The organism is Stenotrophomonas humi (assembly GCF_001431415.1).
GTDB classification, from domain to species: Bacteria; Pseudomonadota; Gammaproteobacteria; order Xanthomonadales; family Xanthomonadaceae; genus Stenotrophomonas; species Stenotrophomonas humi.
Genome location: NZ_LDJI01000028.1, coordinates 1 through 23,831 on the forward strand (window position 1 = coordinate 1; position 23,831 = coordinate 23,831).

The 23,831-nt window shown below is 62.8% G+C and carries 19 protein-coding genes and 1 riboswitch; of the genes, 8 read left to right on the forward strand and 11 right to left on the reverse strand.

Annotated features, from left to right (window positions below; genetic code table 11):
• Together ABB26_RS18725 and ABB26_RS14890 are read right to left on the reverse strand one after the other, a co-directional pair.
• The coding region (locus tag ABB26_RS18725; RefSeq protein ID WP_152982700.1) for a transposase at positions 1 to 183 on the reverse strand (183 nt) is incomplete at its 3' end.
• A gap of 502 nt (positions 184 to 685) precedes the next feature.
• Positions 686 to 1,627 (reverse strand): HNH endonuclease, encoded by a 942-nt coding sequence (locus ABB26_RS14890; protein ID WP_057635498.1) that lies wholly within the window; start codon positions 1,625 to 1,627, stop codon positions 686 to 688.
• 839 nt (positions 1,628 to 2,466) lie between these two features.
• On the opposite strand from ABB26_RS14890, the gene ABB26_RS14895 reads away from it, so the two are divergent.
• Together ABB26_RS14895 and ABB26_RS14900 are read left to right on the forward strand one after the other, a co-directional pair.
• A complete protein-coding gene (locus ABB26_RS14895; RefSeq protein ID WP_057635499.1) occupies positions 2,467 to 3,684 on the forward strand; it encodes a GGDEF domain-containing protein in 1,218 nt (405 codons plus the stop codon).
• Between the two features lie 328 nt (positions 3,685 to 4,012).
• Positions 4,013 to 6,196, forward strand: a complete 2,184-nt coding sequence (locus tag ABB26_RS14900) for an arylsulfatase (protein ID WP_161809063.1) — start codon at positions 4,013 to 4,015, stop codon at positions 6,194 to 6,196.
• A 141-nt stretch (positions 6,197 to 6,337) separates the two neighbouring features.
• On the opposite strand, the gene pnuC is transcribed toward ABB26_RS14900, so the two are convergent.
• From pnuC to ABB26_RS14915, 3 genes are all read right to left on the reverse strand, one after another.
• Positions 6,338 to 6,931 carry a nicotinamide riboside transporter PnuC gene (gene pnuC, locus ABB26_RS14905; protein WP_211261975.1) on the reverse strand — a complete coding sequence of 198 codons (594 nt, stop codon included), beginning with the start codon at positions 6,929 to 6,931 and terminating at the stop codon, positions 6,338 to 6,340.
• The gene (locus ABB26_RS14910) at positions 6,928 to 9,099 is read right to left on the reverse strand and encodes a TonB-dependent siderophore receptor (RefSeq protein ID WP_057635501.1); all 2,172 of its coding nucleotides are present in this window, start codon (positions 9,097 to 9,099) and stop codon (positions 6,928 to 6,930) included. Before ABB26_RS14910 ends, pnuC begins: the two co-directional genes overlap by 4 nt.
• Before the next feature lie 68 nt (positions 9,100 to 9,167).
• Positions 9,168 to 9,263: riboswitch (TPP riboswitch) on the reverse strand.
• 55 nt (positions 9,264 to 9,318) lie between these two features.
• Positions 9,319 to 10,455 (reverse strand): phosphotransferase enzyme family protein, encoded by a 1,137-nt coding sequence (locus ABB26_RS14915; protein WP_057635502.1) that lies wholly within the window; start codon positions 10,453 to 10,455, stop codon positions 9,319 to 9,321.
• A 242-nt stretch (positions 10,456 to 10,697) separates the two neighbouring features.
• Between ABB26_RS14915 and ABB26_RS14920 the strand changes: the two genes are divergently transcribed.
• Positions 10,698 to 11,651: a hypothetical protein gene (locus ABB26_RS14920; protein ID WP_057635503.1), complete on the forward strand. Its 954-nt coding sequence runs from the start codon at positions 10,698 to 10,700 to the stop codon at positions 11,649 to 11,651.
• Between the two features lie 154 nt (positions 11,652 to 11,805).
• On the opposite strand, the gene ABB26_RS14925 is transcribed toward ABB26_RS14920, so the two are convergent.
• Entirely contained in the window at positions 11,806 to 12,756 is a 951-nt protein-coding gene (locus ABB26_RS14925) for a hypothetical protein (RefSeq protein WP_057635504.1), read from the reverse strand.
• Positions 12,757 to 13,034: 278 nt separating this feature from the next.
• Between ABB26_RS14925 and ABB26_RS14930 the strand changes: the two genes are divergently transcribed.
• From ABB26_RS14930 to ABB26_RS14940, 3 genes are all read left to right on the forward strand, one after another.
• The gene (locus tag ABB26_RS14930; RefSeq protein ID WP_057635505.1) at positions 13,035 to 14,129 is read left to right on the forward strand and encodes a DNA glycosylase AlkZ-like family protein; all 1,095 of its coding nucleotides are present in this window, start codon (positions 13,035 to 13,037) and stop codon (positions 14,127 to 14,129) included.
• A 64-nt stretch (positions 14,130 to 14,193) separates the two neighbouring features.
• Entirely contained in the window at positions 14,194 to 14,589 is a 396-nt protein-coding gene (locus tag ABB26_RS14935) for a hypothetical protein (protein WP_152982701.1), read from the forward strand.
• 229 nt (positions 14,590 to 14,818) lie between these two features.
• Positions 14,819 to 15,970: a YncE family protein gene (locus tag ABB26_RS14940; RefSeq protein WP_057635507.1), complete on the forward strand. Its 1,152-nt coding sequence runs from the start codon at positions 14,819 to 14,821 to the stop codon at positions 15,968 to 15,970.
• Between the two features lie 54 nt (positions 15,971 to 16,024).
• Here ABB26_RS14940 and ABB26_RS14945 read toward each other — a convergent pair whose 3' ends face one another.
• Positions 16,025 to 16,465 carry a helix-turn-helix domain-containing protein gene (locus ABB26_RS14945; RefSeq protein ID WP_057635508.1) on the reverse strand — a complete coding sequence of 147 codons (441 nt, stop codon included), beginning with the start codon at positions 16,463 to 16,465 and terminating at the stop codon, positions 16,025 to 16,027.
• 69 nt (positions 16,466 to 16,534) lie between these two features.
• Here ABB26_RS14945 and ABB26_RS14950 point away from each other — a divergent pair, with 69 nt between their 5' ends.
• Together ABB26_RS14950 and ABB26_RS14955 are read left to right on the forward strand one after the other, a co-directional pair.
• Positions 16,535 to 17,017 carry a DUF2938 domain-containing protein gene (locus ABB26_RS14950; protein WP_083490864.1) on the forward strand — a complete coding sequence of 161 codons (483 nt, stop codon included), beginning with the start codon at positions 16,535 to 16,537 and terminating at the stop codon, positions 17,015 to 17,017.
• Positions 17,018 to 17,167: 150 nt separating this feature from the next.
• The gene (locus ABB26_RS14955; RefSeq protein WP_057635509.1) at positions 17,168 to 17,353 is read left to right on the forward strand and encodes a hypothetical protein; all 186 of its coding nucleotides are present in this window, start codon (positions 17,168 to 17,170) and stop codon (positions 17,351 to 17,353) included.
• A gap of 109 nt (positions 17,354 to 17,462) precedes the next feature.
• Here ABB26_RS14955 and ABB26_RS14960 read toward each other — a convergent pair whose 3' ends face one another.
• The 4 genes from ABB26_RS14960 to ABB26_RS14975 form a co-directional block, all read right to left on the reverse strand.
• Positions 17,463 to 17,684 (reverse strand): hypothetical protein, encoded by a 222-nt coding sequence (locus ABB26_RS14960; RefSeq protein WP_057635510.1) that lies wholly within the window; start codon positions 17,682 to 17,684, stop codon positions 17,463 to 17,465.
• Between the two features lie 80 nt (positions 17,685 to 17,764).
• Positions 17,765 to 18,139 carry a BON domain-containing protein gene (locus tag ABB26_RS14965; RefSeq protein ID WP_057635550.1) on the reverse strand — a complete coding sequence of 125 codons (375 nt, stop codon included), beginning with the start codon at positions 18,137 to 18,139 and terminating at the stop codon, positions 17,765 to 17,767.
• A gap of 762 nt (positions 18,140 to 18,901) precedes the next feature.
• The gene (locus tag ABB26_RS14970) at positions 18,902 to 20,536 is read right to left on the reverse strand and encodes an alkaline phosphatase D family protein (protein WP_057635511.1); all 1,635 of its coding nucleotides are present in this window, start codon (positions 20,534 to 20,536) and stop codon (positions 18,902 to 18,904) included.
• Positions 20,537 to 20,668: 132 nt separating this feature from the next.
• Complete coding sequence (locus ABB26_RS14975) at positions 20,669 to 23,683, reverse strand: TonB-dependent receptor domain-containing protein (protein WP_057635512.1); 3,015 nt, start codon at positions 23,681 to 23,683, stop codon at positions 20,669 to 20,671.
• Positions 23,684 to 23,831: the final 148 nt, after the last annotated feature.

Below are 23,831 nucleotides of genomic sequence, written 5' to 3' on the forward strand. Positions count from 1 at the left end.
CGCTTTCTGATTAACCTCAACGCGCCGGCCTACCTCCCCTAAGCCGTGCTGACGTCTCCAACCATACAAACTGTGGACCGATACACCCAGCCGCTCAGCAACCTCAGCTACTGGCCGGCCATATTCGACAATTTGCCGAACCGCCTCGATCTTGAACTCATCCGTGTAACGTTTCGTACTCATAACCACCTCCGCCTAAGCCATAGTTTATGGCTGCGAGGTGTCTACGAAATCCTGGGCGATTCACTCATTCTAAGGCTGCTCCTTGCAACTAGCTGGCGGTTTGCGCCTGGGATTATACGCTGAAGACAAGGTGGGCAGAATCGGGTCGAGTCTGATCTGACTCCTGCCGACTACGGTCGATTAGAGGAAAACAGGGGTCAGATTCAGGTTAATTCTTATCTGGCTCCTGTCGGCTGCGGCCGGCCAAATCTCAGCGAACGATTGTGTCCGATTTGCGGGTAGGCCGCAGATTGCTTATGTGAAGAAGGCGGCAGAACCGTTTGAATTCTCAGCTGAGATGGCAACGCCAACGGCCCAGGACTGAAACGATAGGATGCGGGTAAACCCGCCCGTTAGGGGGGGGGTATGTAGCAGGGAAATGGGGTCAGAATCTATTTGGCTTAGTTGCCAATAGTATTGATTCCCATTTCTACCGTACATTTCCTATTGGATTAGCTGGGTGTCAATTAAATTTTTGAGCGAAAGCAGCACGGTGCTGTTCAAGAAAAGGCGTTTGTTCGGGTCTAAAGCCATCAAGCTTCTTCTGCGAATCAATGCCCCAGCGCTCCAGTACGTCCAGAGAAAGTGACTGGTGAAAGCGCATACGCCCATTGTCTTCGAACGTCATTAGGTGGTCGTCAAACAGCGCGTCCACATGTGGTGACAGCAAGATGCCGTTGTGACCATTGAGGCGTTCGATGTTGCTGGACGTACGCCAGGGTTTGATGTGACTTGCGATAAGTACCCGGCTATCTCCCACGCCGGTGACGCGGCAAGCAGACTCCAGCAGCATCACGCGCTTTCGATACAAGCCTTGGCCCACGCGTGCTTTGGCTAAGTGCAGACGCTGTGTCTCAAGCATGCTTGGATCCTGCTCGATCACGCGCAAGTCCTCCAACAGCTCCGGCGCAGGCACATGCTCGGCGACGGGGTGATGGAGCCAAGGTTTCGGGTCGATCTCCAGCAGTGCGAGCAAGATATGGCCCAGCGCTTCGCTGATCGCGGCCAGGTAGCAGCCTTGGTTGCCGTGCCCTGTAGTTTTCTGGATTGGGGAATGCTTGTCTGGCAACAGTGCTGCTAACTGCTGCAGGTGGTCAGTAGGGCGCAAAGGCTGAGCAACCGGCTCGAAATACACATCCACTAGCCAGCCAACATCGGACCAATTGTCGCCTACGTTGCCAAATTCCTCTGGCTTTGGGCCCGGTACTGCAGCAGCAGTGACAGTACCGACATACGCGATATTCCCGAAGCCGTATGAAAACACGGTGTCGCCAACCTTTACGTGGCGCATATTTTCGTAGCTCTGATTGAATGCGCCATTGGCGTTACGGTACGGAGACCACAGGTAGCCCCCGCGAACCTCATGAGCACGCGTCTGCTTGTGATTAACCCACCAGAAGCTCATCGGCCGGCCTCAATGCAGCAGACGAAGTTTGTTGATTGGGAAGTAGTAAAGACCGCATTTGCCATTCAGATTTTCCCCCTTTTGGGGGATGGTAGGCGAGCAGTCCGGAATGTTCCATCTCATCGCGCGGGACGCACCTAGGCCAGGCTCGCTGCTCCTTGGTTCTGGGGCTGACGAAATGAGAGAAAGAGTGAGTTACTCCGTACTGGAGTACATGTATCGCGATGCAGGTAACTGGAAGACCTACGGGGCAGCGCTACTACAGGGTCGAGCGGGGGCTTATGAAGCGAGGATTCGATCCTGCTTAGATCCAGGAGAGCTCTTCGTACCGGAGCAAGTGCTGTTGCTCGGTCTGCATCGGCGTCATTGGGAACACTATGGCGATGGGCCAAGCGATATGGATCATGCGTTCCATGAGTTTCTAGGGTTGCGCGACGCGCAGGAGGATGACCTGGCTTTGCGTCCGCCGGTGGGAACTACGAGGCTGGCTGTATCGCTGTTTCTAGCGGCGTGCTGCAGCTGGGATGTGCGCTGCTCGCGGTACTTGATCGACGAATATTCTGGTTGGCTTGGATGAGTTCGCTCAGACCGTTGGCCTGACCAATTGCTCCATTAATTACCAATACGCTCATCGAACAGCGCTTCCGTCGCGTTGATCGTAAGAGACGGGTGCAACGCTCATGCTGGCAATAAAGCCCGATACGAAACGGCGGCCAAGCAATGTGATTGGGTACGATACGCGCCACCTAAGCTTCACCGCACTGGATTCCCCAGCCTAATTGGGCGGACCGTAATCCGCGCCGCTTCGCATCCGTTCTGTCCCCAACGTTGAACACCCCATGATCGCCACCCTTCTCGTAGGCATGTTGTGTGTCTACCTGCTGAGCTTCACCGTGATGTTCCTGCTCATCAGTCGGCGTCTGCATGGCGAGAAGATGGGCATGGATGCATTTGCGGTGGGCAACCTCACGCTGGGCATGGCGTATGTGCTGCAGCTGCTGGAAGAGCCGGCGGGATTGAGCTGGATGAGTGTGATCAATCATTCGCTCACGCTCTGCTCGCTGCTGGCGTACTGCGTGGGCGGGGCGCGCTTCTTCGGTCGCTCGACGCCGCTGCTCTGGCCGTTGATCGGCGTGGCAGTGGGCTATGGCGTGGTGCAGGTTGTGGTGGATGCGGCGTGGGGGTCGGTGGCGCGCTATTCCATGCTCGCGGCGACCTGTGCGCTGTGCTTCGTCGGCATGGTCGGGATGCTGCTGTATGGCGCGCGGACGTTCGCGCGGGACCTGCGCGGCGAAGTGCTGTTGTTCGCGTTGTTGATCAGCGGCATCTGCGTGTTGAACATCATCAAGCTCAGCAAGCTGTTGAGTGGCGGGCTGGCGGCGCTGAGCATGGATGGCCAGTTCCAGATGGTCTTCTATGTCTACATGTGTTCGCTGGCAACCATTCTTCCGCCGTCCATCGTGTGGCTGGTACTCCGCCGCCTGACGGACGCCCTTCGCAACATGGCCGCACGCGACCCGCTGACGCAGCTGCTCAACCGCCGTGGCCTGACCGAGGCGCTGGATGTCAGCTTCCAGCGGCCGAACAGCAGGGCGCGTCTGCTGCTGATCGATGTCGATCATTTCAAGCGCATCAACGACGACTACGGCCACCACGTGGGCGATGCCGTGTTGTGTGGTGTTGCCGAGGCGCTGCGCGGTGCCGTGCGCAAGGACGATCTGGTCTGCCGGCTGGGTGGCGAGGAATTCGCTGCGATCTGCATGGGGGCCGACGATGCAGCCGCATTGCGCGTGGCCGAGCGGGTGCGCAGCACCATCGAGCAGAAGGTGATGCTGCAAGGGCCGCGCTATGAAGGGCTGCGTTGCACGGTGACGGTCGGTATCTCCGACTGCTTTGGCGACGAGAAGTCGCTGGACCGGGCCATGCAGGCTGCGGATGCGGCGCTCTATCGGGGCAAGGAGGCTGGGCGCAACCGGGTGGAGTGGGCATTGCCGGTTGCGGACGGGCTTCTTTCGAGCGACAGGCCAAGGAAAGTTGCGGAAGCGGCGCTTCCCTGAGGTGCGATCACCATCAGGCATGGGGTCGCGCGAAGCTGGCTCAGTCCCGATGCAACGGGATCAGGATCGACAAGACACGCGCACGGCCGATGGGGGGAGGAGTCAGGCAGTTGGCGCAACCTGAATCCGCCTACGGGCTCTCCTTATCTGGTGGGTCGATCAATAAAACATCAGAACCCGCCAATGCTTCTGTCAGAAGTGAAGCCCGCTGGCTTGTTTCAGATGCAGGAGCTGCGCATGGTGTGCAGCAGACAGATGAACCGGTGATGGTGCGATGGGGCGGACTAGGCAGGTGATGTTGCGGTGTCGTGGGCGCGTGATGGCGGTCATGGCGTTGGCGTTCATCGCACCATTGGCCGCCAACGACTGGCAAGTGGCAACTGCCGCCAAATCCGCACCCAACATCATCGTGATACTGCTCGATGACGTGGGTTTCAGCGATCCGGCTGGTTTCGGCGGCGTGGCGCGGATGCCCGCGTTCGACAAGGTGGCAGAGGGCGGTCTGCGTTTCACCAACTTCAATACGACGGGCATGTGTTCGCCGACACGGGCATCCCTGCTGTCCGGCCGCAATCATCATGCGGTCGGCTTTGGGCGTGTCGCCGATTGGGCTACGGGCACGCCTGGTTATGACGCGATCTGGAAGCCGGATGCGGCACCGATTGCTCAGGTACTCGCAAGCAGCGGCTACAGCACGGCGGCCATCGGCAAATGGCACAACACGCCGGAGTGGGAGGTATCGCCCGCAGGCCCATTCGATCGCTGGCCCACGGGGCTGGGCTTCGATTACTTCTACGGGATCATGAATCACGGCGGTGACAACCATTGGGAGCCGGCAAGCCTGTACCGCAATACCACGCCGGTTGAGCCGGTGCAGCGTCCCGGGCAGACGTATCACCTGACCTCGGACTTCGTGGACGAGGCCATTGGCTGGGTGCGCACGCAGCGTTCGGTCGCGCCGCAGAAGCCGTACTTTCTGTACCTGGCCACGGGCGCGGTGCATGCACCGCATCATGTGCCGCAGGAATGGATACAGCAGTACCGGGGAAAGTTCGACCAAGGGTGGGACGTCCTGCGTGAGCAGATTTTCGCCCGGCAGAAAGCACTGGGCATCGTGCCTGCCGACGCGGTGCTGACAGCGCGACCGGTGGAAATCCCGCCGTGGGAATCGCTGAGTGCGGAGCAGCGGCAGGTCTTTGCCAGGCAGATGGAGGTGTTCACCGCTTACCTGGCGCATACCGATCATGAAGTTGGCCGTTTGCTGGAGCAGGTGAACGCGGATGACCCGGCCAGCAATACGCTGGTGTTCTATGTGGCCGGAGACAACGGCGCCAGCGGCATGGAGGGAATTCACGGCTATATGGATGCCGCTGCGGGACATGCGCCGCAGTTGGCGCATCTGGATGAGCTTGGCGGGCCAAAGCACTTCAATGACTACTCCTCCGCGTGGGCATGGGTAGGCAGCACGCCGTTCCAGTGGATGAAGCAGGTAGCGTCACACTTTGGTGGCCTGCGCGTCGCGATGGCGGTTTCCTGGCCGGGCAAGATTGGTCAGCCCGGTGCGACCGTTCAACGGTTTGCGCATGCCAATGATGTGGCCGCTACCATTCTGGAGGTTGCCGGTACTGCCATGCCGGAAGTGCTGGAGGGTGTGGCGCAGCGCCCGCTCGATGGCGTGAGTTTTTCCGGTACGTTCAAGGACGCCAACGCCGCTGCCCCCGCGCGTGTGCAGTACTTTGAGATGCTTGGGAACCGTGCGCTTTACCAGGATGGCTGGATTGCAAGCGCGCGCCATATGACGCCCTGGATAAAGCCCTATCCGGAGGGTTTCGAGAAGGACCGTTGGGAGCTGTACAACCTCAACCAGGACTTCAGCCAGTCCATGGACCTGGCAGCGGCGTACCCGGAGAAACTGGAAGAGATGAAGCAGCGCTTCGATGAGCAGGCGCGCGCCAACAATGTCTATCCGTTGGCCAATTACGTGGAAGGCCGCGACTACGGCGCACCGACGGTGGCCGGCACGCGCCGGCAGTTCGCGTTTGTTCCGCCCCTGCAGCGCCTGCCGACCAAGGCATTGCCGCGGCTGTCGCGCAACAGCTTCAGCATGCAGGCCGAGGTGGAGATTCCCGCTGGTGGCGGACACGGCACGCTGATGGCCTATGGCAGCCGATTGGGTGGGTTTGCCTGGTATCTGAATGACGGGCATGTGGTATTTGCCAACAACGTCAATGGGCGTGACCGTTCGCAGCTGGTATCTGCAAACGCATTGCCCGCGGGGCCGGCATCGCTGGGGATGTCCTTCGTGCGCGACGCACAAGGCAATGGTGGCGTGGTCACCCTGCACGTCAACGGCAAGCCGGCAGGCGAACGCCGTGTCGAACGGCTGGGCTCCCCGGTGCTGGGCTCGTTGGGTATTGCCCGTGCCTATACCTCACCGGTCAGCGCGGACTATGAGCTGCCCTTTGCCTTCAACGGGACGATGAAGCAGTTGCAGATCACGCTCGATCAGTGACTGCGAGGTGCTCGGTCGCCGCATCGTGATGATGTCGGGTCGCAGCGAAGCTCAATCCTCGCCTGCTTGGCCCAATCAGCCTAGCTGCTGTTGCGCAGACGAGGCCGTGAGGTGTTCAGCGGGCCGCGGTGCCCTTTGAACTCAGTGGCTCGGGGTAAGCGCATGACGCTGACCCCGGTGTTCTTCCTTCTTCCAGGCACGAAGGCCCATCGCGGCCAAGCCGACGAAGACCAGATACAAGCCCGCCGTCGCATGCAGCGACTTCACCGCATACATGCCGATGTAGACCACATCGACCACGATCCACAGCCACCACGCGGCGGTGTGGCGGCGTGCCTGCCACCATTGGGCGACCAGGCTGAGCGCGGCGAGCATGGCGTCCAGCCAGGGCAGGGCGGCGTTGGTCCAGCTGTGCATGGCCGCACCGAGCGCGATGCCGAAGGCGATGCCGATGCCCAGGTCACGCGCCAGCAGGTGATTGGCCAGCGGCACGATGATGACGCGACCATCGGGCCGGTCCTGCCGCTGCCAGTTGATCCAGCCGTACAGCAGGAAGGCCGCGAAGGCGCATTGCAGCAGCGTGTCCGAGTACAGCCGGGCTTCGATGAACACGAAGGCGTACAGGCCAACCGAGATCAGCCCCACCGGCCAAGCCAGCATCCGCCGTTGCGCCATCAGCCACACGCCGAGGATGCTGGCGCCGACTGCCGACCATTCCAGAATCGCCGGGTTCATAGCGCGACGGTGACCGACAGGCGCGCCTGACGCGGGGCACCCGGGAACAGGTAGTAGTCACCGGAGCTGCTGCCGGTGTCGCGCCAGTAGAAGCGGTTGAACACGTTGTCCACCGACAGGTTCCAGTTCACCGCGTGCTCGCGCAGCTGGTGCTGGAAGCGCAGGCCCACATCGGCGACGTTGTAGCTCGGTGCACGCACGCGGCCGTCGGCGGTGGCGACGTTCGAGGACGCATAACGCCAGCCGCCGGTGACGCTCAAGCCGGCGACGAACGGCAGTGCGTAGTCGGCATGCAGGCTGGCGCGCGTGCTCGGCACGTTGATCAGCGGATGGCCCTCATAGGCCGGCGTGCCGGTGTTTCGTGCACGTGCGCGCAACGCGCTGGCGCTTGCGGTCAGCAGCAGGCGTTCGGTGACGCGGCCTTGCGCGCTCAGTTCCAGGCCGATGTGGTTCTGTTGGCCTTCCTGCACGAAGGTGTAGCCGTAGGCGCTGTCGTCTGGCTTGGCGTACTGGAACGGTTGGCTGATACGGAACAGCGCCGCGCCCAGCGTCAGTGCATCCGACGGCGTGTACTTGGCGCCCATTTCCAGCTGGCGCGAGCGCACTGCCGGCAGGAAGGTGCCTTCATTGGTGGTCCAGAACGGCGCTTCCTGGCCGAGCGAAATGCCCTGCGCGTAGCTGGCATAGAGGTTCAGTTCGTCGTTGGCGCTCCAGATCAACGCGGCCTGCGGCAGGAACCGCGACAACCGGCTGCTGCGTTCCAGGTTGCCGCGCTTGTCGAAGGCGCGCTCGTCCAGCCGCACGAAGCGGCCACCGGCCAGCACCTGCCAATCGTCGGCGAAGCTCATGCGGTCGAGCAGGAATAGCGATTTCTGCGTGCTGTCCAGGCGACGCACCGAAGGGCCCGGTTGCAACGGCGACGGCGCAAACTGCGGCACGTGCTTGTCGTGGATGTTGGCGGTGCCGACGTACTCGTTGACGTTGCGGCGCTTGTCGACGGTGCGGTCGAAGTAGTCCGCACCGAAGGTCAGCTGGTGCTCGACGCCGCCGGTGCTGAAGCGCCCGCGTAGCTCGGCGCGCAGCTGCTGGTTGCGGCGGGTGTCGTCCGGGCTGCGGTAGTCGTAGATGTCGTAGTCGCCATTGGGCGCGAAGTAGTTGCCCGGCACGCTGCCGTCGGCGCATTCGGCGGCGTAGTAGCAGCCATAGGCGAAGGCGACGTTGTCGTCGATGACCGAGCGGCTGTAACTGGCCGACACGCGCGACTGCCACGCGCTGTTGAAGTCGAAGGTGTGCAGCGCGGTGATGTTGGTGCTGTCGATGCCGACCGGCTCCTGCCACGCCTGGTGGCCGAGCATCTTCTTGCGGTCAACGTTGCGCGGCAGCGCGGTGGCGCCCAGCAGCTGGTAACCGGAGGCCGAACGCTGCGCGCTGGTCTGGTAGTTGGCATCCACTTCCAGCTTGCCGCGCTCGCCGATCAGCCAGTCGGTCGCCAGCGAGTAGAAATTGCGGCGGCCATCGGCATTGTCGATATAGGAACTGCTGTCATCCCACGCGGCGTTGAAGCGCAGGCCGATGCGCGGCGTGACCCAGTGGCCGACGTCGATGGCGGCGTAACGGCTGCCTTCCGAATCGGTGCCGAGGGTGACGCTGCGCACTTCGGCCGGGCGCTTGCCCACATAGTTGATGACGCCGCCCGGCGCGATCACGCCGGCGGCCAGGCCGGCTTCGCCCTTGAGGATCTCCACCTGCTGCACGTTCTCCAGCGCCAGGCGTTGTTCGCCAGCGATGGTCAGGCCGTTGAAGCGGTAGCCGGTGGCGGTATCCAGTGCGAAGCCACGGATGGCGATGTTCTGGTAATAGCCGACCGGTGCGTAGCTGTCGCCCAGCGATGCGTCGTTGTAGGCCAGCTCGGATAGCGTGCGTACGTGGCGGCTGTCGAGCAGCTCGCGGTCCAGTACGGTGATCGAGGCGGGGGTGTTCTTCCAGTCACCCACACCGAAGCTGTTGGACTGGGTGTTCTTTGCATGCGGCTGCGCGGCCTGCACGCGCACGGCGGCCAGCTCGGTGGGCGAGCGGTCGGCGGCAGCGGTTTCGGGGTTGCTGGCGTGCAGCGGCAGGGCCGCGCTCAGGGCAGCAGTCAACAGCGAGATTCGATAGCAGCGGTTCATTCGTTTCGTCATCAGCCGATGGGGGAGACGAAGCGAAGGCGCGCACGCGCAACGCCATGGAGGCGGTGTGCCTGCTGCTCAAAGCTCCCTACGCCGGTGCAAACCGGATCAGGTTCCAAGGGACTCTCTCAGCCTGCAAAAACCAGGCACCCCCGCTTCAGGCGCGTATTGGACCACAAACGGTACGGTTTTGCCCTCCGTCCGTGTTCAGGTGGTGACTCAGGCGGCGGCGTGCAGTGCGGCCAGCAGTGCTTGTCCGTCGTGGCTGCGGAACCATTGCGCGTGGCCCAGCAGGAAGACGTGATAGGCCACGTCAGCGTCGGCGGTCGAACCGGTTGCGCCCTGGAAGTACTCGACTTCCGACAATGCGAAATCGAAATGCACTACCGGCAGCAGGTCGGCCAGCAGATGCACCTGCGCAGCAGATAACGGCCGCACCTGTCGGTAGCCATCGAGCAGGGCGAGGGCGATATCCACATGCATCGCCTGCGCGCCACGTTCCAGTTCCAGCCACGCCACCGCGTTGCGCTCGATTGCCGTGGCCAGATCAAACAGCGCGCTGGTCGGCGAGGCCAGGCCGAAGTCGAGCACGCTTGCCACGACCGTGGCAGCACCTTCGCGGCGCCAGAGCAGGTTGGAGACATGCCAATCGTTGTGCGCCCACAGCCGTGGCTCGTCCTGCAGGCGCTCGGCCAATTCCGCGTGCCATGGCAATACGGTTTGTTCGAGGTCCCATTGCCAGGGCTTGTGCGACAGGTAATCGGCCAGTGCGGGTCGGTCGATGAAGTCGCGCTCCAGCATTGCGATGGGGTCGGCGGTGCGGAGCAGATCGTCGCGCGTCACCAGCATGTGGGTGCTGCGCTGGGGAGCGATGTAGCTTGCCGAGGCCTGATGCAGCGTGGCGAGCATTCTGCCGGCCTCGCGCGCCTGATCCCGCTCGGTCAGAGGTGTCCAGGACGGTGCATCGCGGTACAGATCTTCGCCATCGGCGAGGGCATGCACTTCGTAGGTCCAACCATCGTGTGCCACGGCCGTCGCACCGTCGCGATCCTTCAACACCTGGACCACCGGTACGCCTGCCCCGGCAAGGTGCGCGATGAAGCGGTGTTCCTCGCTCAGACACGCCACATCACGGACGCTGTGGTGGTGACGCTTGATGAAAGTCCGCCCCGTCGCGCTTTCGACGATGCCAGCGGCAGACATGGGACGAGGGCTATGCCACAGCACCGGGCCAGCACCTTCAAGCTGCGGGAAGCGATCACGCAGCCAAGCGACCTCGCGGTCGCTGATCGCAGGCCAGTCGGCTGGGACCTCGTCATTGTTGAGGCCTTGGACGCGGTGTTGGGGGGTGGTCATGAAAGGTAGATCGGAGCGTGCGGGATGGTGCGGGGAGCGAATAGGGTAGCGCGTGTTGTCGAGCACGGTGACTGCCGCAATGGCGCCTTGCAGCAGCGCCTTCGGCAACGGTTGGCATGTATACGCTCGTTCATGGCGTCTATAAACTCCGGGCCCGGGGCATCACCCAACGCAGCGCCTGCGCTTGTCGGGGCGTCAACGCATCGGCCCCTGGATACCCTCTCGAAACGGAAGTCGAACGCATGAAGATCCGCTTGTTGGTTGCAGCGTTGGCAGGCTTTGCCTGTGCCGATGCCTTCGCAGTAGAAGACACCGCGCCGCAGGGGCCCATCGCCACCATCGAGCGGCCCGCACGCATCCGCTTGTTTGGCCAGAACGGTGTTGGTTTGACCATGTATACCAATGCGCGTTGTGAGGATGAGTACGACGAGGAGATCGAGGCATCCGGCGCGTTATCGCACAACTTCAAGGCGCTGATCGGGAAGAAGCGACCGAACGAGTCCATCGGCATTCCCGAAACCGACAGCACGCGGAATCTGGCCTCCCGCGACAAGCTGTGGGCCAGCCCGTACTACGCGGAGTATCCGTTGGTGCCGGGGCAGCCTGTATCGCTGCAGGCGAACATCGCCAGTGGCTCGGGGTGGAGCTGCAACCGGGGGCGTGGAATACATATCGCTTTCGTCCCGGAGCCGGGAGTGGATTACGAGGGCGACATGATCCGCGATTTCGGCGGTGGCAGCTGCGGCATCGCGATCCGTCGTGTCGCTGAGGACGGCAGCGTGAGTGCGGTCCTGGGTACGCCGGTTCCGTCCAGGTGCGCGGTGGAAACCGCCAAGGTGCCGGAGCTGATGGTGATGCTGCTGGAGCCGGAGCGTCTGCAATACCGGCTTGCGGAAGAAGGCGCTGGCGTCGATGAGCTGGACAACGACGATGACAGCGTCGAGGATCTGCAGGAGATGCTGGCCGAGGCGCCCATCGCGCAGGGCATGCCGGTATGCATCGTCGCCGCTGATGAAACCCGTGCCAGCGAATTCGGCAAGGCACTGCCTGCGCTGCTTCAATCACGCGGCGTGCAGGGGCAGGTGATCCACGGCGATGCCAAGGCTTTGGCGAGCGACTGGCAGCTCACCGCAGAACGGCCACTGACCTTCGCCCTGGCTGAGTACTACTGCCGCTCGGTGGCCGGCAATCGCTGACGATTGGCGGGATGGAGGTGCGGCATGCTGGTTACACATAGCCGCCGCATGGCACTCCTCCCGGCGGGGAGGAGTGCCTTCACGTGATGCGGGTAGCTTGCCGGCGCCTCCCAGACCGCGGAATGAGCAATTCGTCCAGCAATGACACGGTGGCTCATCTCACCACGCATTTCAGCGTCCGGCCGTCCCATCCGCAGGACATGCGATTTCGGCCTGCAGAAGAGCCTGTGATCGGGATTCCGTACATCTGTGCAGCCTGCATCCACCTTTCCAGGTTCCTCGATCCGCCTGCATCCACTTCACCGAAGTAGTACCCACCAGCGTACTCGGGGGCGGTCTGAGGCTGAGCGATTGTCTCGTCGGGGATTTTGTTTCCAATGTTGTCACGGCTCTCGCCCTTGACGTATTTGGCTTCAGCCACATTGTCCTGCGTTATCCGGTAGGTCGTCCGTGAGCCATCGCGCCAGGTGATCACTATCGTGATTGCGCCGGCGCCGAATTTTTCGCCCCAGTTCAAGGCCAGCTTCTGCACGGAAAGTGCGATGGAGTTCCAGGCGGCATTGTCGGTATTCGCACCAGCGAGGTCGGTAGCCAACTGCTGACCCAGCCGAGACTTGAATGTGGCCGACTGAACAATCTCATGCGCATTGGAATCTCGATAGGCATTGGGAAAGCTGGCTCCCAAGGGATTTGAATGCTGGGGATTGTCCGGGTGAAGGGTAACTATCATGCCTCCGTCACCCTTCCTGGGTAGGGTTTTTGGCTCCTTGACGCCCTGGTTCGGAGGGGAGCTGCCCCTTGGCGCCGTGACCGTTCCTGACGCATCAAGTACACGGTAGAACGCTGCGGATATCTGCGTGGGTACGGAGGCGGGAAGGGTGCGCCAGCGTCTCAGTTCCCTGTCGTACTCAACGTTGTAAGCCGTCAGTCTGGCATTGCTGAAGTCGACGACCAGGGTCAATCCGATACCCCCCGAGATCGCGGCATTTCGGGTGGATGGGCAGTTGTTGCATTCGATGACACCTCCCGCGTGGGAGGGGGCGGCGAACATTGTCGAGAGCAGAACAAAGCCGAGCAGTAGCGGGAAGATGGAAATCCGATTCATCGGGGGATCCTTGTTCGCAGCTGATGCTGCACAGGAATGCTGGCGTGGCCATCCATCCCTTGCATCGCCAAAGTGGAAGCAGAAAGTGTCAGCGCAGTGCAATGAATGGCATGGGGGATTTCCCGAAGAGCGTGATCAATCCGGCCTTTGGGCTGGAGTGGCACGAACCCGGGTTCCTCGTCGGATCAGTCCCGCTGTCTCCGGTCACCCGGGAGCGCCTGGGGAGGCCGAGTGCAGTCGTACCTGACTCCGGCGCAGGTTTTGGTCATGATTGGTCCATGACCCTCAACCTCGACCACCTGCGCCGCTACGCGGTCGCCCGCTCGCTGTTCAAGCCGACCACGTTGATGCGGGCGATCGGCAAGCTGGGCTTTGTCCAGGCCGATCCCATCCGGGCACCTGCGCGGGCGCAGGACCTGACCTTGCGTCACCGGGTCAGCGGCTACCGTGCCGGCGAGCTGGAGCAGCGCTATCCGCGATTGGCCCTGGAAGAGGACTTCTTCGTCAACTACGGCTTTCTGCCGCGCGAGCACCATGCATTGATGCACCCGCGCGAGGCGCGCGTGGTATGGACGCCGACACGTTGGAAGCAGGCGCACGCGGTGCGGGAGTTCATTGCCGAACGCGGGGCGGTGCACCCGCGTGAAGTGGATGCGCACTTCGCCCATGGCAAGACCACCAACTGGTTTGGCGGCTCGTCCAATGCCAGTACCCAGTTGCTCGATGGCATGCACTACCGGGGCATGTTGCGCGTGGCGCGCCGCGACGGTGGCACACGCGTCTATGCCCTGCGCGGCGGGGATGCGGCGCCGGTAGACGAGTTGGTGGCCCATGCGCGCCTGGATGCGCTGCTCGACATCGTCGTACGCAAGTACGCACCGCTGCCGGCGGCCAGTCTGGGGCAGCTGCTGGGATACCTGCGCAGCGGCGTGCCACAGTGGCAGGGCCTGCGCGCTGCCGCGCTCAAGCGTGCACGTGAGCGCCTGGGCACGGCCCGCATTGACGGTGTGGACTGGTACTGGCCAGCGGACGAGAATCCACGCGCGGCACGCTGGAAGCCCGATGATGCGGTGCGGCTGCTGACGCCGTTCGATCCAGTGGTGTGGGACCGGCGCCGTTTCGAGTTGTTCTGGGGCTGGGCGTATCGTTTCGAGGCCTACACACCCGCACCCAAGCGCAAGCTCGGTTACTACGCGTTGCCGCTGTTGTGGCATGACCGGGTGATCGGCTGGGCCAACCTCAGTGTCGCCGGAGGTGAGCTGCAGTCGCAATTCGGTTATGTGGACGGTCGTGCACCGCGTGATGCTGCGTTCCGCTCGGCATGCAACGCGGAGCTGGAGCGCATGCGCATCTTCCTTGGGCTGGAAGGATGAGTTCATCCGCGTTGTCCGTCATGGAAATTTTGTGTCATCCGATTACTGATCAGGCAGGGAAATGATGAAGTCAGCGTCGACAGCCAGCCGCAGCAGCGCAGTGCACATGGCAGTGGCCTTCATCGCGATGGGCGGCTGGGCGGCGTTCGCAAACAGTGCGCATCCGATGCCGGGGCCGCTGATTGCGGGCGTGGTGCAAGGCACGCTATCCGCACTGATCACGCTGTTTCTCAAGCGCATGATCGAGGCGTTGTCGGCCCGGTACCCAGGGAGCGTCGGCACCTGGCTGCCGCCGCTGGTTGCGGTGCTGTCCTCTTTGGCCCTGCTGAGCAGCGTCCACTGGTTGGCCGGTACGCCGGAGATCGTGCGCACGATGGCTGTCCCGCTTTCGGTCACAGCGGTCTACGCCACCGTGTACAACCTGGCGTTGCGTCGGGTGGCTGCCGGCGGTGTTGGTTAGGCCTGCCGGCGCGGCGTTGATTCGACCCTGATCCCGGTTCTTTGTTTTCTGATTTCGCGCGTCGTGCCGCGATGGGGGGCGGCGTGGTATGAGCAAATGCTCGACGTGCCGGCCGGTTTTGCCTACCATGCCGCCACCAGCAAGCCAGCCCGCGATTCCGCAGGCCCTGCCGTTCGAAGACGGCCCAGCGAGCCAGGACACCCTCCGTGCCCTATCAAGGAAGCTCGCAATGTCTCCATCTTTCCTGTCCCGTTCCGTCGCGCTTGCGCTGACGGTGTCTTTTGCGCTGGCTGCACCGGGCGCCTTCGCCGCCGCGCCAGCCGCCGCCCACACCGCCGCTGCTGCGGGTGTGCAACGTCAGGCCGTGGCCAAGGGTCTTTACGAACTGGCTTACAGCCCCTTGCAGAATGCTCTGTTCGTGGCCTCCTCCGGCGGGTTTGGTGATGACGCCGGCCCCGCGCAGGTACTGCGCCTGGATCCGAAAACGCTGGCCGTGCAGGCGCGCATTCCGCTGGAGCGCAAGGCGTTCGGCGTAGTGCTCGATGATGTCGGTCATCGTCTCTACGTGGGCAATACCGTCGATACCTCGGTGACGGTGGTGGATACCGCGCAGAACAAAGCCATTGGCACCGTGCAGCTGATGGAAAAGGTGGTCGGCAAGGACGGCAAGTCGTACTACAGCCATGACCTGCGTGAGCTGGTGGTCGATGCGCCGAATCATCGCCTGTACGTCACCGGCCACTCGCAGGAAGGCAGTGTGCTGTTCGTGGTGGATACGCAGTCGTTGACGCTGGTCGACACCATCGCCGGACTGGGCAACGCCAAGGCACCGGGGTTGGCCCTGGATACGGCGGGCAAGCAGGTATACACCTCCAACCTGTTGGGGGAACTGGTCAGGGTTGGCACCGACAGCGGCAAGGTTGAGCAGCGCTTCAGGATCAGTGCCGAGCAGCCGATGAACATCGCGCTGGATCCTTCCAGCCCGCGCCTGTTCGTCACCGACCAGGGGCTGGAGATGATCCGCAGTTACCAGGGCAACAGCATCGCGGGCTTCGTCTCGCGTCATCCGGGCAAGCGCGTGCTGGTACTCGACCGCAGCACCGGGCAGGAGCTTGCCAGCATTGCGACCGATGCCGGCCCGCTGGGCATCCTGCTGGACGCACCGCGCAAGCGGCTGTATGTGACCAACCGCGAGGCCGGCACGGTCACTGCGTATGACAGCGACAGCTATCAGCAGCTGGCAAGCTGGTCGGTGCCTACGCACCCCAACAGCCTTGCGCTGGATGCGAAGAACAACGTGCTGTACGTGAGCATCAAGAACGGCGAAGCCGACCCGAAGGGCGGCGAGGAAAGTGTTGCCCGTATCGAGCTTGGCAGTTGAGTGATGCGATTGGCGCATGATTGCGCCGCAGGGGGCCAGGGCAGTACGTGCCCGTTACCCTGGTCCCTTGTTTCCTGCTGACACGGCTGCGCGCTGCGGGGCCTGCCGGCGCAGCGCCTTGTTCATCAGGCACTGGAATGTCGGGCATTGCAGGTGGTCAGCCTGCTGGCAGCGGGCCGCATGACGCAGGCCGTCGCGCAGTGCCTGCAGGCGCGCGATGTGCCTATCGAGATCGTTGGCCTTGCGCAACAGCAGCGGGCGGTCCATCGCGAACTGGCCGTGGGCGTCGAACATGCCGGCGATCTCGTCGAGCGAAAAGCCCGCAGCGCGGCCCAGCGCGATCAATGCCAGCCGCTGCATCACCGCCGCATCGTAGACGCGGCGCAGTCCCTTGCGGCCCAGTGGATGGACGAGCCCGCGCGCTTCGTAGTAACGCAGCGTGGAGGCGGGCAGGCCGGACTGGCGGCTGACCTGGCCGATGTCGAGCTCCTGCATGCTTGACCTCAAGTCGACTTCAACTAGCAGACTGGATGAGAACAGGAATCCAGTGGAGAGGAAAGCGCCGTGACGACGTCGGAGTGGGCAATACGAATCGTGGTGCTCGGCGGTGTCGCCACACTGGTGATGGATGGATGGGCGTTGTTGCTGCGCTGGATGGGCCTGCCGACACTGGACTATGCGCTGGTTGGCCGCTGGCTTGGGCACATGCGTGAAGGGCGCTGGTGGCATCGTCCAATCCAGCACAGCACGCCGATACCCCATGAGCGCCTGCTGGGTTGGGGTGCGCACTATGCGCTCGGCATCCTGTTCGCACTGCTGTTGTGGATGGTGGCGGGGGAGGGCTGGCTTCGTCAGCCCACGCTGGCACCGGCGCTGGTGTTCGGCGTGGCGACCGTGATCGTGCCGTGGTGCGTGATCCAGCCGGCGTTCGGTGCCGGTGTGGCGGCATCACGCACACCGAAGCCTTGGCGTGCACGCGTGCAGAGCGCAGCAACGCATGCGGTATTCGGTGTGGGCCTGTTCATCGGTGCTTTGGTCGTTGCCTGAGGCGCGGATTGTCGCCCGGGTCGCAGCGGCTAATGTGGTGGTGTTGCCTGGTTACGTTTGTAGCGGGACGCACACAAGGGGTTACAGCGAGATAACCGTTGGGCGCGCAGGCTGCTGGTGCGGCAGTGTGCCGTGATGTGGAGGTAGACGATGGGCAGCAAGCAGCACCCCAACCCGCCGCAGAAGATGGACCAGAACCGGCCGGGGCGTCCGGGTGTGGATGACGCGCAGAAGGCCAATCCTTCGCGGCAGGCGTCGCGCACCGAGCCGAGCCACCAGAAGGACATGCAGGACAGGCAGGCGTCGCAGAAAGACCGGATGGCGCCCAAACATTGATGTCGCTGTAAACAGGCAAGGCCCCGGATCGGGGCCTTGCCATGCTGCTCTGGAGCGACGCCGGAGGCAGCGGGAAAGCTGCAGCCAGCATGAAGAGGAGGGGGCGCCTCTAATCCGAGACGATCAACGACCAGATGCCGAAACGTTCACGGAACTGATAGCGGTAGCCGCTCTTGTCGGTCTGTTCGGCAATGTTGCCGTTGTCATCGACCAGGGTGCGGCGCGTGGCTTCGTTCGTGACCTGGGGTGAGCCATACGACTCAGCGTCCAGGGTAGTGACTGGGATGGTTTCGCGACCGGGGCCTTCGAGAAACAGGTGGAGCGTATCCATTGGAGTCTGCCTTTTCCGGGGCTGGGTACGCATGCCCCTGGCATGGGGGGCTGCCAGGGGCATGACGGGAAATGTGTGGATCAGCGTCCGTGCGCGGCATGACCCACGACGATACCCGAGCTGTCCACGCGGCTCACGCCCTCGATCTTGCGTGCCACGGCGACCGCACGGTCGGCTTCAGCCTGTGTGCCGACATTGCCACTCAGGGACACCACGCCATTGACGGTTTCGACCTTCAACTCCATGCCGGGCACATCCTTGGTGGCAAGCAGGTCGGCTTTTACCTTGGTGGTGATCCAGGTATCGCTGCCGGGTTGCTCGGAGTGGGTGCTGGCCACCTTGTCATGGCCACTTTCCTGTGCGCGCGGATCGCTGGTAGCGGCCACCGCGACGGGCGCGCATGCCGGCAGTAATGCCGCAGCAAAAAGCAGATTGCGAACGTTCAAGTGCTTCATGTTTTGGTTCTCCATCTGGTGATGGGGGCTGGACTCGATGCACTGAATCCGGTTTCACCCTAGGGGGGCGCGTGTTAACACCGCGCGCTGGTGATGTGAGTTGCCAATGCGTCGCATGATCACGTTGCAGAACGAAGCATGAAGCGTCGTGCTGAATGCACAGTTCGAAACTCATGCGAGCGGGTTTCGAGGAATCTTCGGCGTGCTGATCACGCAACTGCGTCCAGCGTATGCAGGCACACAGGTCCGGAGAGTGGTGATGACACGCGGTGAAGAACGCGCTTATACGGGAAACAGAAACGCCAGGCTGAACACATCCAGCAGCGTGAGCGCGAAGATGGCAGGTCGAAGCAGGATGCCGCGCGCATTGGCTGGGCAACGGTCAACAAGCAGGACGGTGGCGGCAGGAAATCAGGGTCCGGCAGAGCCCATGCCAGGCATCACTGAATTGGTGTCCGGTGGACGCCGATGTCCTGGCAGAGGGAGACGCGAAGCAGGTAAGCGGGAAATCAGTACCGGAAATCGGAGAGTCGGATCGCCGGCAGTTCGCGGGGACTTGGTGCGGTTGCCCGCTTCTCCTTGGCAGGAGAATGCGTACCGAAGAAGCGGGAGAGGGGAGCGCGAAACGTGCCGGGTTTTCCCGGCTTCGGCTTCCCCTCACCGCAACTCCCGCTCGCAGCACCTGGGCTGAAGCGGGGGCCCAATCAATGCGCGGTCGGTTCGTGCTTCGGCATCCGCTCGGTTTCACGGCGGGAGGGTTTCTCACCCTGCGAACACTTTACGATCCTGCTCCACGCGCATTCGATGTGTCCCGGCAACCGCAGTACCGCGCGTCTTGATGTCCTGCATGAACACCCACTCGCTGCTGACCTGTTGCGGCGTGATCTCGATCATCGCGTAGCCGCGCTGTGAGGTGTCGCACCAGCTGATTTCCGGATTGGTTGCCATGAACGCTTTGGCCACGTTGCGCGGATCGGTCGCCATGCTGCCTTCGATGCCACCGGAGGTGACGGCCTGCACCGCGAACTCCACGCCGGCCGGTCGGCCGTCCTCCTGCAGCGAGAATGCCCAGGCGTTGTGGCTGTCACCGGAGAGCATCACCAGGTTGGCGTCGGCCTGCTGGGCGGCACGCAGCAGGCGCGAGCGCGCGGCGGGATAGCCGTCCCAGCGGTCCATCCACATCGGCAGCCCAAGGCGCGCGGCGCGCACGTTGTCCTTGAACGCTTCGCGGCTACGGTCGCTGGCTTCCGGTCGCAGCCAGCCCACGGTTTCCTGCGGCATCACGGTACGGCCCAGAATCGTGCCCATGCCCACCAGTTGCCAGTGACTGCTGCGCGCGTTGGCTTGCAGGGCGTGATGCAGCCAGCTTTCCTGCTCCAGGCCCAGCATCGTCGCGGAGGCGTCCTGCCACGGCCCATCACGGAAGACTTCCAGTGCGGCATCGGTACCTGCGGCAAAGGCGTTTTTGATATCGGCCGGCTGGGTCCTGCCGATCAACCGCGACTCGGTGCGATACAGCGTGGCCAGTGTGCCGATTGAATAGGCTTTCCACGGCTCTTCGGAAACCGGCATCCATTCACGGTAGGCCTGCACCGCTGCCGCCTTGCGGATGTTCCAGTCGCCTTCCTTGTCCGGCTGGTGGTTCTGTGCGCCACCTTCCCAGCTGTCGTTGGTGATTTCGTGGTCGTCCCACAGTGCCACCATCGGCGCCATCTGATGCAGCTTCTGAAGATCGGCATCGGCGCGGTAACAGGCAAGGCGCATGCGGTAGTCGAGCAGGGACACCATCTCGTGATCGTGTGCCGGCATGACGTCGCGCTCGGCAATCCGATCCTGCGGTTTGTAGGACGCGATGCCGTACTCATAGATGTAATCGCCGACGTGCAGCCACAGATCCATGTCGTCGCGTTCGGCGGCGTGTGCGTAGGCGTTGAACCAACCGATGGGCAGGTTGGCGCAGGAGAACAGGCCGAGCTTGAAGCTGGCCACATCACCTACCGGCAAGGTACGGGTGCGGCCCACCGCTGAGACGCTGCCATCGGGCGCGATGAAGCGGTACCAGTAGGTGGTGCCCGGCTGCAGGCCGTCGATGGTGAGTTTGGCGGTCCAGTCGCGGTAGGCACCGGTGCGTACCGTGGCGCCGCCGATCACACGGGTGAACGCCGGGTCCAGCGCCATCTCTGCCTGCAGGCGGACTTCGTCGGAAGTACCGCGCGGCACGTAACGCGTCCACAGCAGCATCGAATCACTGCCGGGTTCGCCGCTGGCGACGTTGTGGGTGAAGCCCTTGGCGTTGAGCACTTCAGCGGCAAGCAGCTTGCCTGCCGGCAACAACAGGGCACCCAGGCCAAGGCCGGCGCCGATGATCAGGCGACGGCGGTCTATGTTGAGGGTCATTGTGGGAATCCTGGCAAAGCGTTGTGGGGAGATGGGGAAGGGCGGTGAAGTCGTTGTGCTTGAAATCTGCCCTCACCCCAACCCCTCTCCCGCATGCGGGAGAGGGGCTCTGGACTGCTGCGTTTCTTTTGCTCAGAAGCGCCCGCGGATGCCGAAGTTCCACATCGAGCCGTAGACCGTGTACATCTGCACGCGGCTGGGGATGTTGGAATAGATGACTTCCGGTGCGTTGAAGATGTTGCGGCCGGACAGCATCACGTCGATGTTGTCGGTGAGCTTGTAGCTGGCGCTGATGTTCCAGAGCTCGCGCGAGTCACGGTAGAGGATGCCGTTGTTGGCGCTGGTCGGCGTGTTGCTCAGCGCGCTGATGCGGTGGCTGGACTGGTAGTTGCCGTTGACCTGGAAATCAAAGCGCCCGTAGTTGTAGCGAATGCCCCAGTTGGCGGCTTCCTTGGGAATGTTCTGGCGCGGGCCGTCCGGATTCACTTGGGTCAGCGAGCCGTACACGCTCAGGCCCTTGAACGCACCGGGCAGGAAGGTGAGCTGCTGGTTGTACTCCAGCACCATGCCTTCGTTGGTGCTGGTACCGGGCAGGTTCTGCGCGCTGCGGAAGGTGTAGCCCTCGTAGTCGCCGGGATTGAAGCCGACGCTTTCCGGATCGACCGTGATGCCGGTGACCTGCATGTCCTGCATGTCCAGCTTGTAGTAGGACAGGCCGAGCATGCCCGACGGCTCCAGGTAGTACTGCAGGCTGGCGTAGTACTTGGTGGAGTGCTCGGGCTTGAGCTGGGCGTTGGGCACGGTGACGATCATGGTGTCTTCGTTCACCGACACCACGCCGCCGAGGTTGCCGTAATCCGGGCGCAGGATCGATTCACTGAAGGACAACTGGCCGACCAGCTTGTCGGTGAAGTCGTACTTCATGCCGCCACTGAGGAAGAAATCGTCGTAGTCGCCGCGACGGGTGACATAGCGGCCGTTGTTGTACTGGAACATCACGCCTGCGACGGTGTTCGGGTCCAGCCCGGCGGCGGTGACTTCGCTGAGCGGCCGCACATCGGCCATGCGTGCTGCGGTCTTGGTCTTCTCGTAGCGCAGGCCGAGATCGAAGCGGGCATCGCCGATCCGCGTCTCCGCTTCGATGTAGGCCGCATCCACGTCCTCCTGGATGCGCTTGTTGTTGTCCAGCCGACGCTTGAGGTTGCCCACCACATCGGCCTCGAAATACTCCGGGTGGTCCTTGAAGATGTCGTACATCGCGTAGTTGCTGTCGGCGCGCCAGCCCTGCTGGTTCATGTTGCCCGCACCGGTACCGATGATCTCGAAGTCGTAGTTCTCGGTCCACGGGATGGTCGAGGACGGATCGGTCTGGCTGCCATTGGGGCCGACATACTTGTACTGCTGCCAGGACCCTTCGTTGGTGCGCCAGTCATTGCGACGTGTGCCCAGGCCGCCCATCAGGGTGAGTGGGTTGTCCAGCCAGGTGAAGTGCTTTTTCAGGTCGAGGTTGACGCCGGACTGGTCGTTGACCGCGTCCGACTCGGCCGTGCGCACGTTGTAGCCGATGGCGGTATCCCGGTTGAAGTTGGTCGGGTCGTTCCACGGGCGTCCGCCGGTCTGCGCCAGGTTCCACTCGTGCGAGCTTTCCGACGGGCGATCCAGGGTGAAGCCGATACCGGTCAGCCAGCTGTCGGTACGCTGGAAGAAGCCCTTGCTGTTGTCGCGGAAATTGAATTCGGCGCCCGAGTAGCTGCCGCGCAGCACCGCCTCCCAACTCTCGCCCTTGTACTCGAGCTTGGGTGCGATGAGGTACGCAGGCGTGCCCGCGTAGCGGTGCGAGTACTGCGTGTGCAGGCGTGTATTGGTTCCGTTGGGGTTGACCACGATGTGGTTGGGCGTGGAGCCCGGTGCAGCTTCGGATTTCGACGTGGTGCCGAAGATCAGGTAGGTGTACTGGTTGAAGTACTCCACGTCGTACATGGAGTAGGTGCTACGCAGCGAGGCGACCAGGTTGTCGGTGATCTGATAGTCCAGGCTCAGGTTCGCAGCAGTACGGCTGGTCATCTTCGGGCCGGGGCGCCACATCACCCGGTAGGGCATCGCGCTGCCATCGGGCTTGTAGGCGTAGTCGGTCTGGATGCGGTCCTGCTGCACGTAGTTGGCGTTGTAGCTGGCGTTGAATTCCACGCCGAACCGGCCATCCATGAACACATCGCCGAAACCGAACTGGCCGGACGGGTAGATGGTCGAGTGTTTCTTGTCATCCGGAAAGTACTTGCCCGACCAGGTGGAGTCCGACGTGCCCACCGCGCCCAGCTGGAACACCAGGTCGCGCTTGGTGCGCTGGAAGGCGTACTTGCTGCGCAGGTTGATGTTGCCGCCCGGTGCGTCGGCTTCCATCGCCGCGGTGAGCGTGTGGTTCAACTCGATCGACTCGATGCCGGTGATCGACATCTGCTCGAAGGAGTTCTGGCGGCCTGAATTGTTGTTCGACGTGGCCGTGGCCATGCGCGCGCCATCGGTGGTGAAGGTCGAATACTTCGGATCCAGGCCGCCGATGCGCACGGCGGTGGCGTCGACTTCGGTGTAGTCCAGGGACAGGCCCGGCATCGACTTCATGAACTCGCCCACATCGCCCATGGTCAGCGCGCCGTAGTTGTCGGCGGCCACCACGTTCTTGGCGTTCATCGCCGCACGGCGCTCCATGATGGCGCTGGCCTGGCCATCGCGCGACGCAGTGACCTTGATCATGTCCAGGTCGGTGGCATCGCCGCCGCCGGCCACGTAGGACGGTGCCTTCAGCGCGACATCCAGCACGCCGGCCTTGCCCGCCTCGATGCTGACGGTTGAGCGGGAATCCTGCAGGCCGGTGTATTTCACCAGCACCGTGACGTCACCTGCTGGAATGCCGGTGAGCTGGAAGTGGCCACCTTCCTGCGTGTAGGTGACGTTGCGGCTGCCTTCGACACGTACTTCGGCGTTGCGCACGTAGTCGCCGGTGGCGGTATTGAGCACGCGGCCACGCAGGCTGCCGGTACCGATGTTCTGCACGGTGGCGGTGTCGGTCTGTTGGGCGAATGCATCAGGCGAAACGCAAAGCGCAGCAAGGATGGCGCTGACCAGCGCCGGCTTCTTCAATTCGAGCATGGATCTGTTCCGGAGGAGTGTGGGAGTACCGCACACAGCTGAGGTTCCGCCGTGCAAGCGGCGCAACGATACGTCCGGACAATTACAGAAACTTTACGTTTTCCCCATGCAGATGCAGATGTGTGAATCTGGTTTTTCTTGTGTGCCA

Excerpts from the sequence above, each read along its gene's own strand:
- ABB26_RS14940 (WP_057635507.1), top strand. The coding sequence starts at position 14,819 with ATGTCTCCATCTTTCCTGTCCCGTTCCGTCGCGCTTGCGCTGACGGTG.
- ABB26_RS14965 (WP_057635550.1), bottom strand. The coding sequence starts at position 18,139 with ATGAAGCACTTGAACGTTCGCAATCTGCTTTTTGCTGCGGCATTACTG.
- ABB26_RS14955 (WP_057635509.1), top strand. The coding sequence starts at position 17,168 with ATGGGCAGCAAGCAGCACCCCAACCCGCCGCAGAAGATGGACCAGAAC.
- ABB26_RS14960 (WP_057635510.1), bottom strand. The coding sequence starts at position 17,684 with ATGGATACGCTCCACCTGTTTCTCGAAGGCCCCGGTCGCGAAACCATC.
- ABB26_RS14920 (WP_057635503.1), top strand. The coding sequence starts at position 10,698 with ATGAAGATCCGCTTGTTGGTTGCAGCGTTGGCAGGCTTTGCCTGTGCC.
- pnuC (WP_211261975.1), bottom strand. The coding sequence starts at position 6,931 with ATGAACCCGGCGATTCTGGAATGGTCGGCAGTCGGCGCCAGCATCCTC.
- ABB26_RS14930 (WP_057635505.1), top strand. The coding sequence starts at position 13,035 with ATGACCCTCAACCTCGACCACCTGCGCCGCTACGCGGTCGCCCGCTCG.
- ABB26_RS14925 (WP_057635504.1), bottom strand. The coding sequence starts at position 12,756 with ATGAATCGGATTTCCATCTTCCCGCTACTGCTCGGCTTTGTTCTGCTC.
- ABB26_RS14915 (WP_057635502.1), bottom strand. The coding sequence starts at position 10,455 with ATGACCACCCCCCAACACCGCGTCCAAGGCCTCAACAATGACGAGGTC.
- ABB26_RS14945 (WP_057635508.1), bottom strand. The coding sequence starts at position 16,465 with ATGCAGGAGCTCGACATCGGCCAGGTCAGCCGCCAGTCCGGCCTGCCC.
- ABB26_RS14890 (WP_057635498.1), bottom strand. The coding sequence starts at position 1,627 with ATGAGCTTCTGGTGGGTTAATCACAAGCAGACGCGTGCTCATGAGGTT.
- ABB26_RS14900 (WP_161809063.1), top strand. The coding sequence starts at position 4,013 with ATGGCGTTGGCGTTCATCGCACCATTGGCCGCCAACGACTGGCAAGTG.
- ABB26_RS14910 (WP_057635501.1), bottom strand. The coding sequence starts at position 9,099 with ATGAACCGCTGCTATCGAATCTCGCTGTTGACTGCTGCCCTGAGCGCG.
- ABB26_RS14895 (WP_057635499.1), top strand. The coding sequence starts at position 2,467 with ATGATCGCCACCCTTCTCGTAGGCATGTTGTGTGTCTACCTGCTGAGC.
- ABB26_RS14970 (WP_057635511.1), bottom strand. The coding sequence starts at position 20,536 with ATGACCCTCAACATAGACCGCCGTCGCCTGATCATCGGCGCCGGCCTT.
- ABB26_RS14935 (WP_152982701.1), top strand. The coding sequence starts at position 14,194 with ATGAAGTCAGCGTCGACAGCCAGCCGCAGCAGCGCAGTGCACATGGCA.
- ABB26_RS14975 (WP_057635512.1), bottom strand. The coding sequence starts at position 23,683 with ATGCTCGAATTGAAGAAGCCGGCGCTGGTCAGCGCCATCCTTGCTGCG.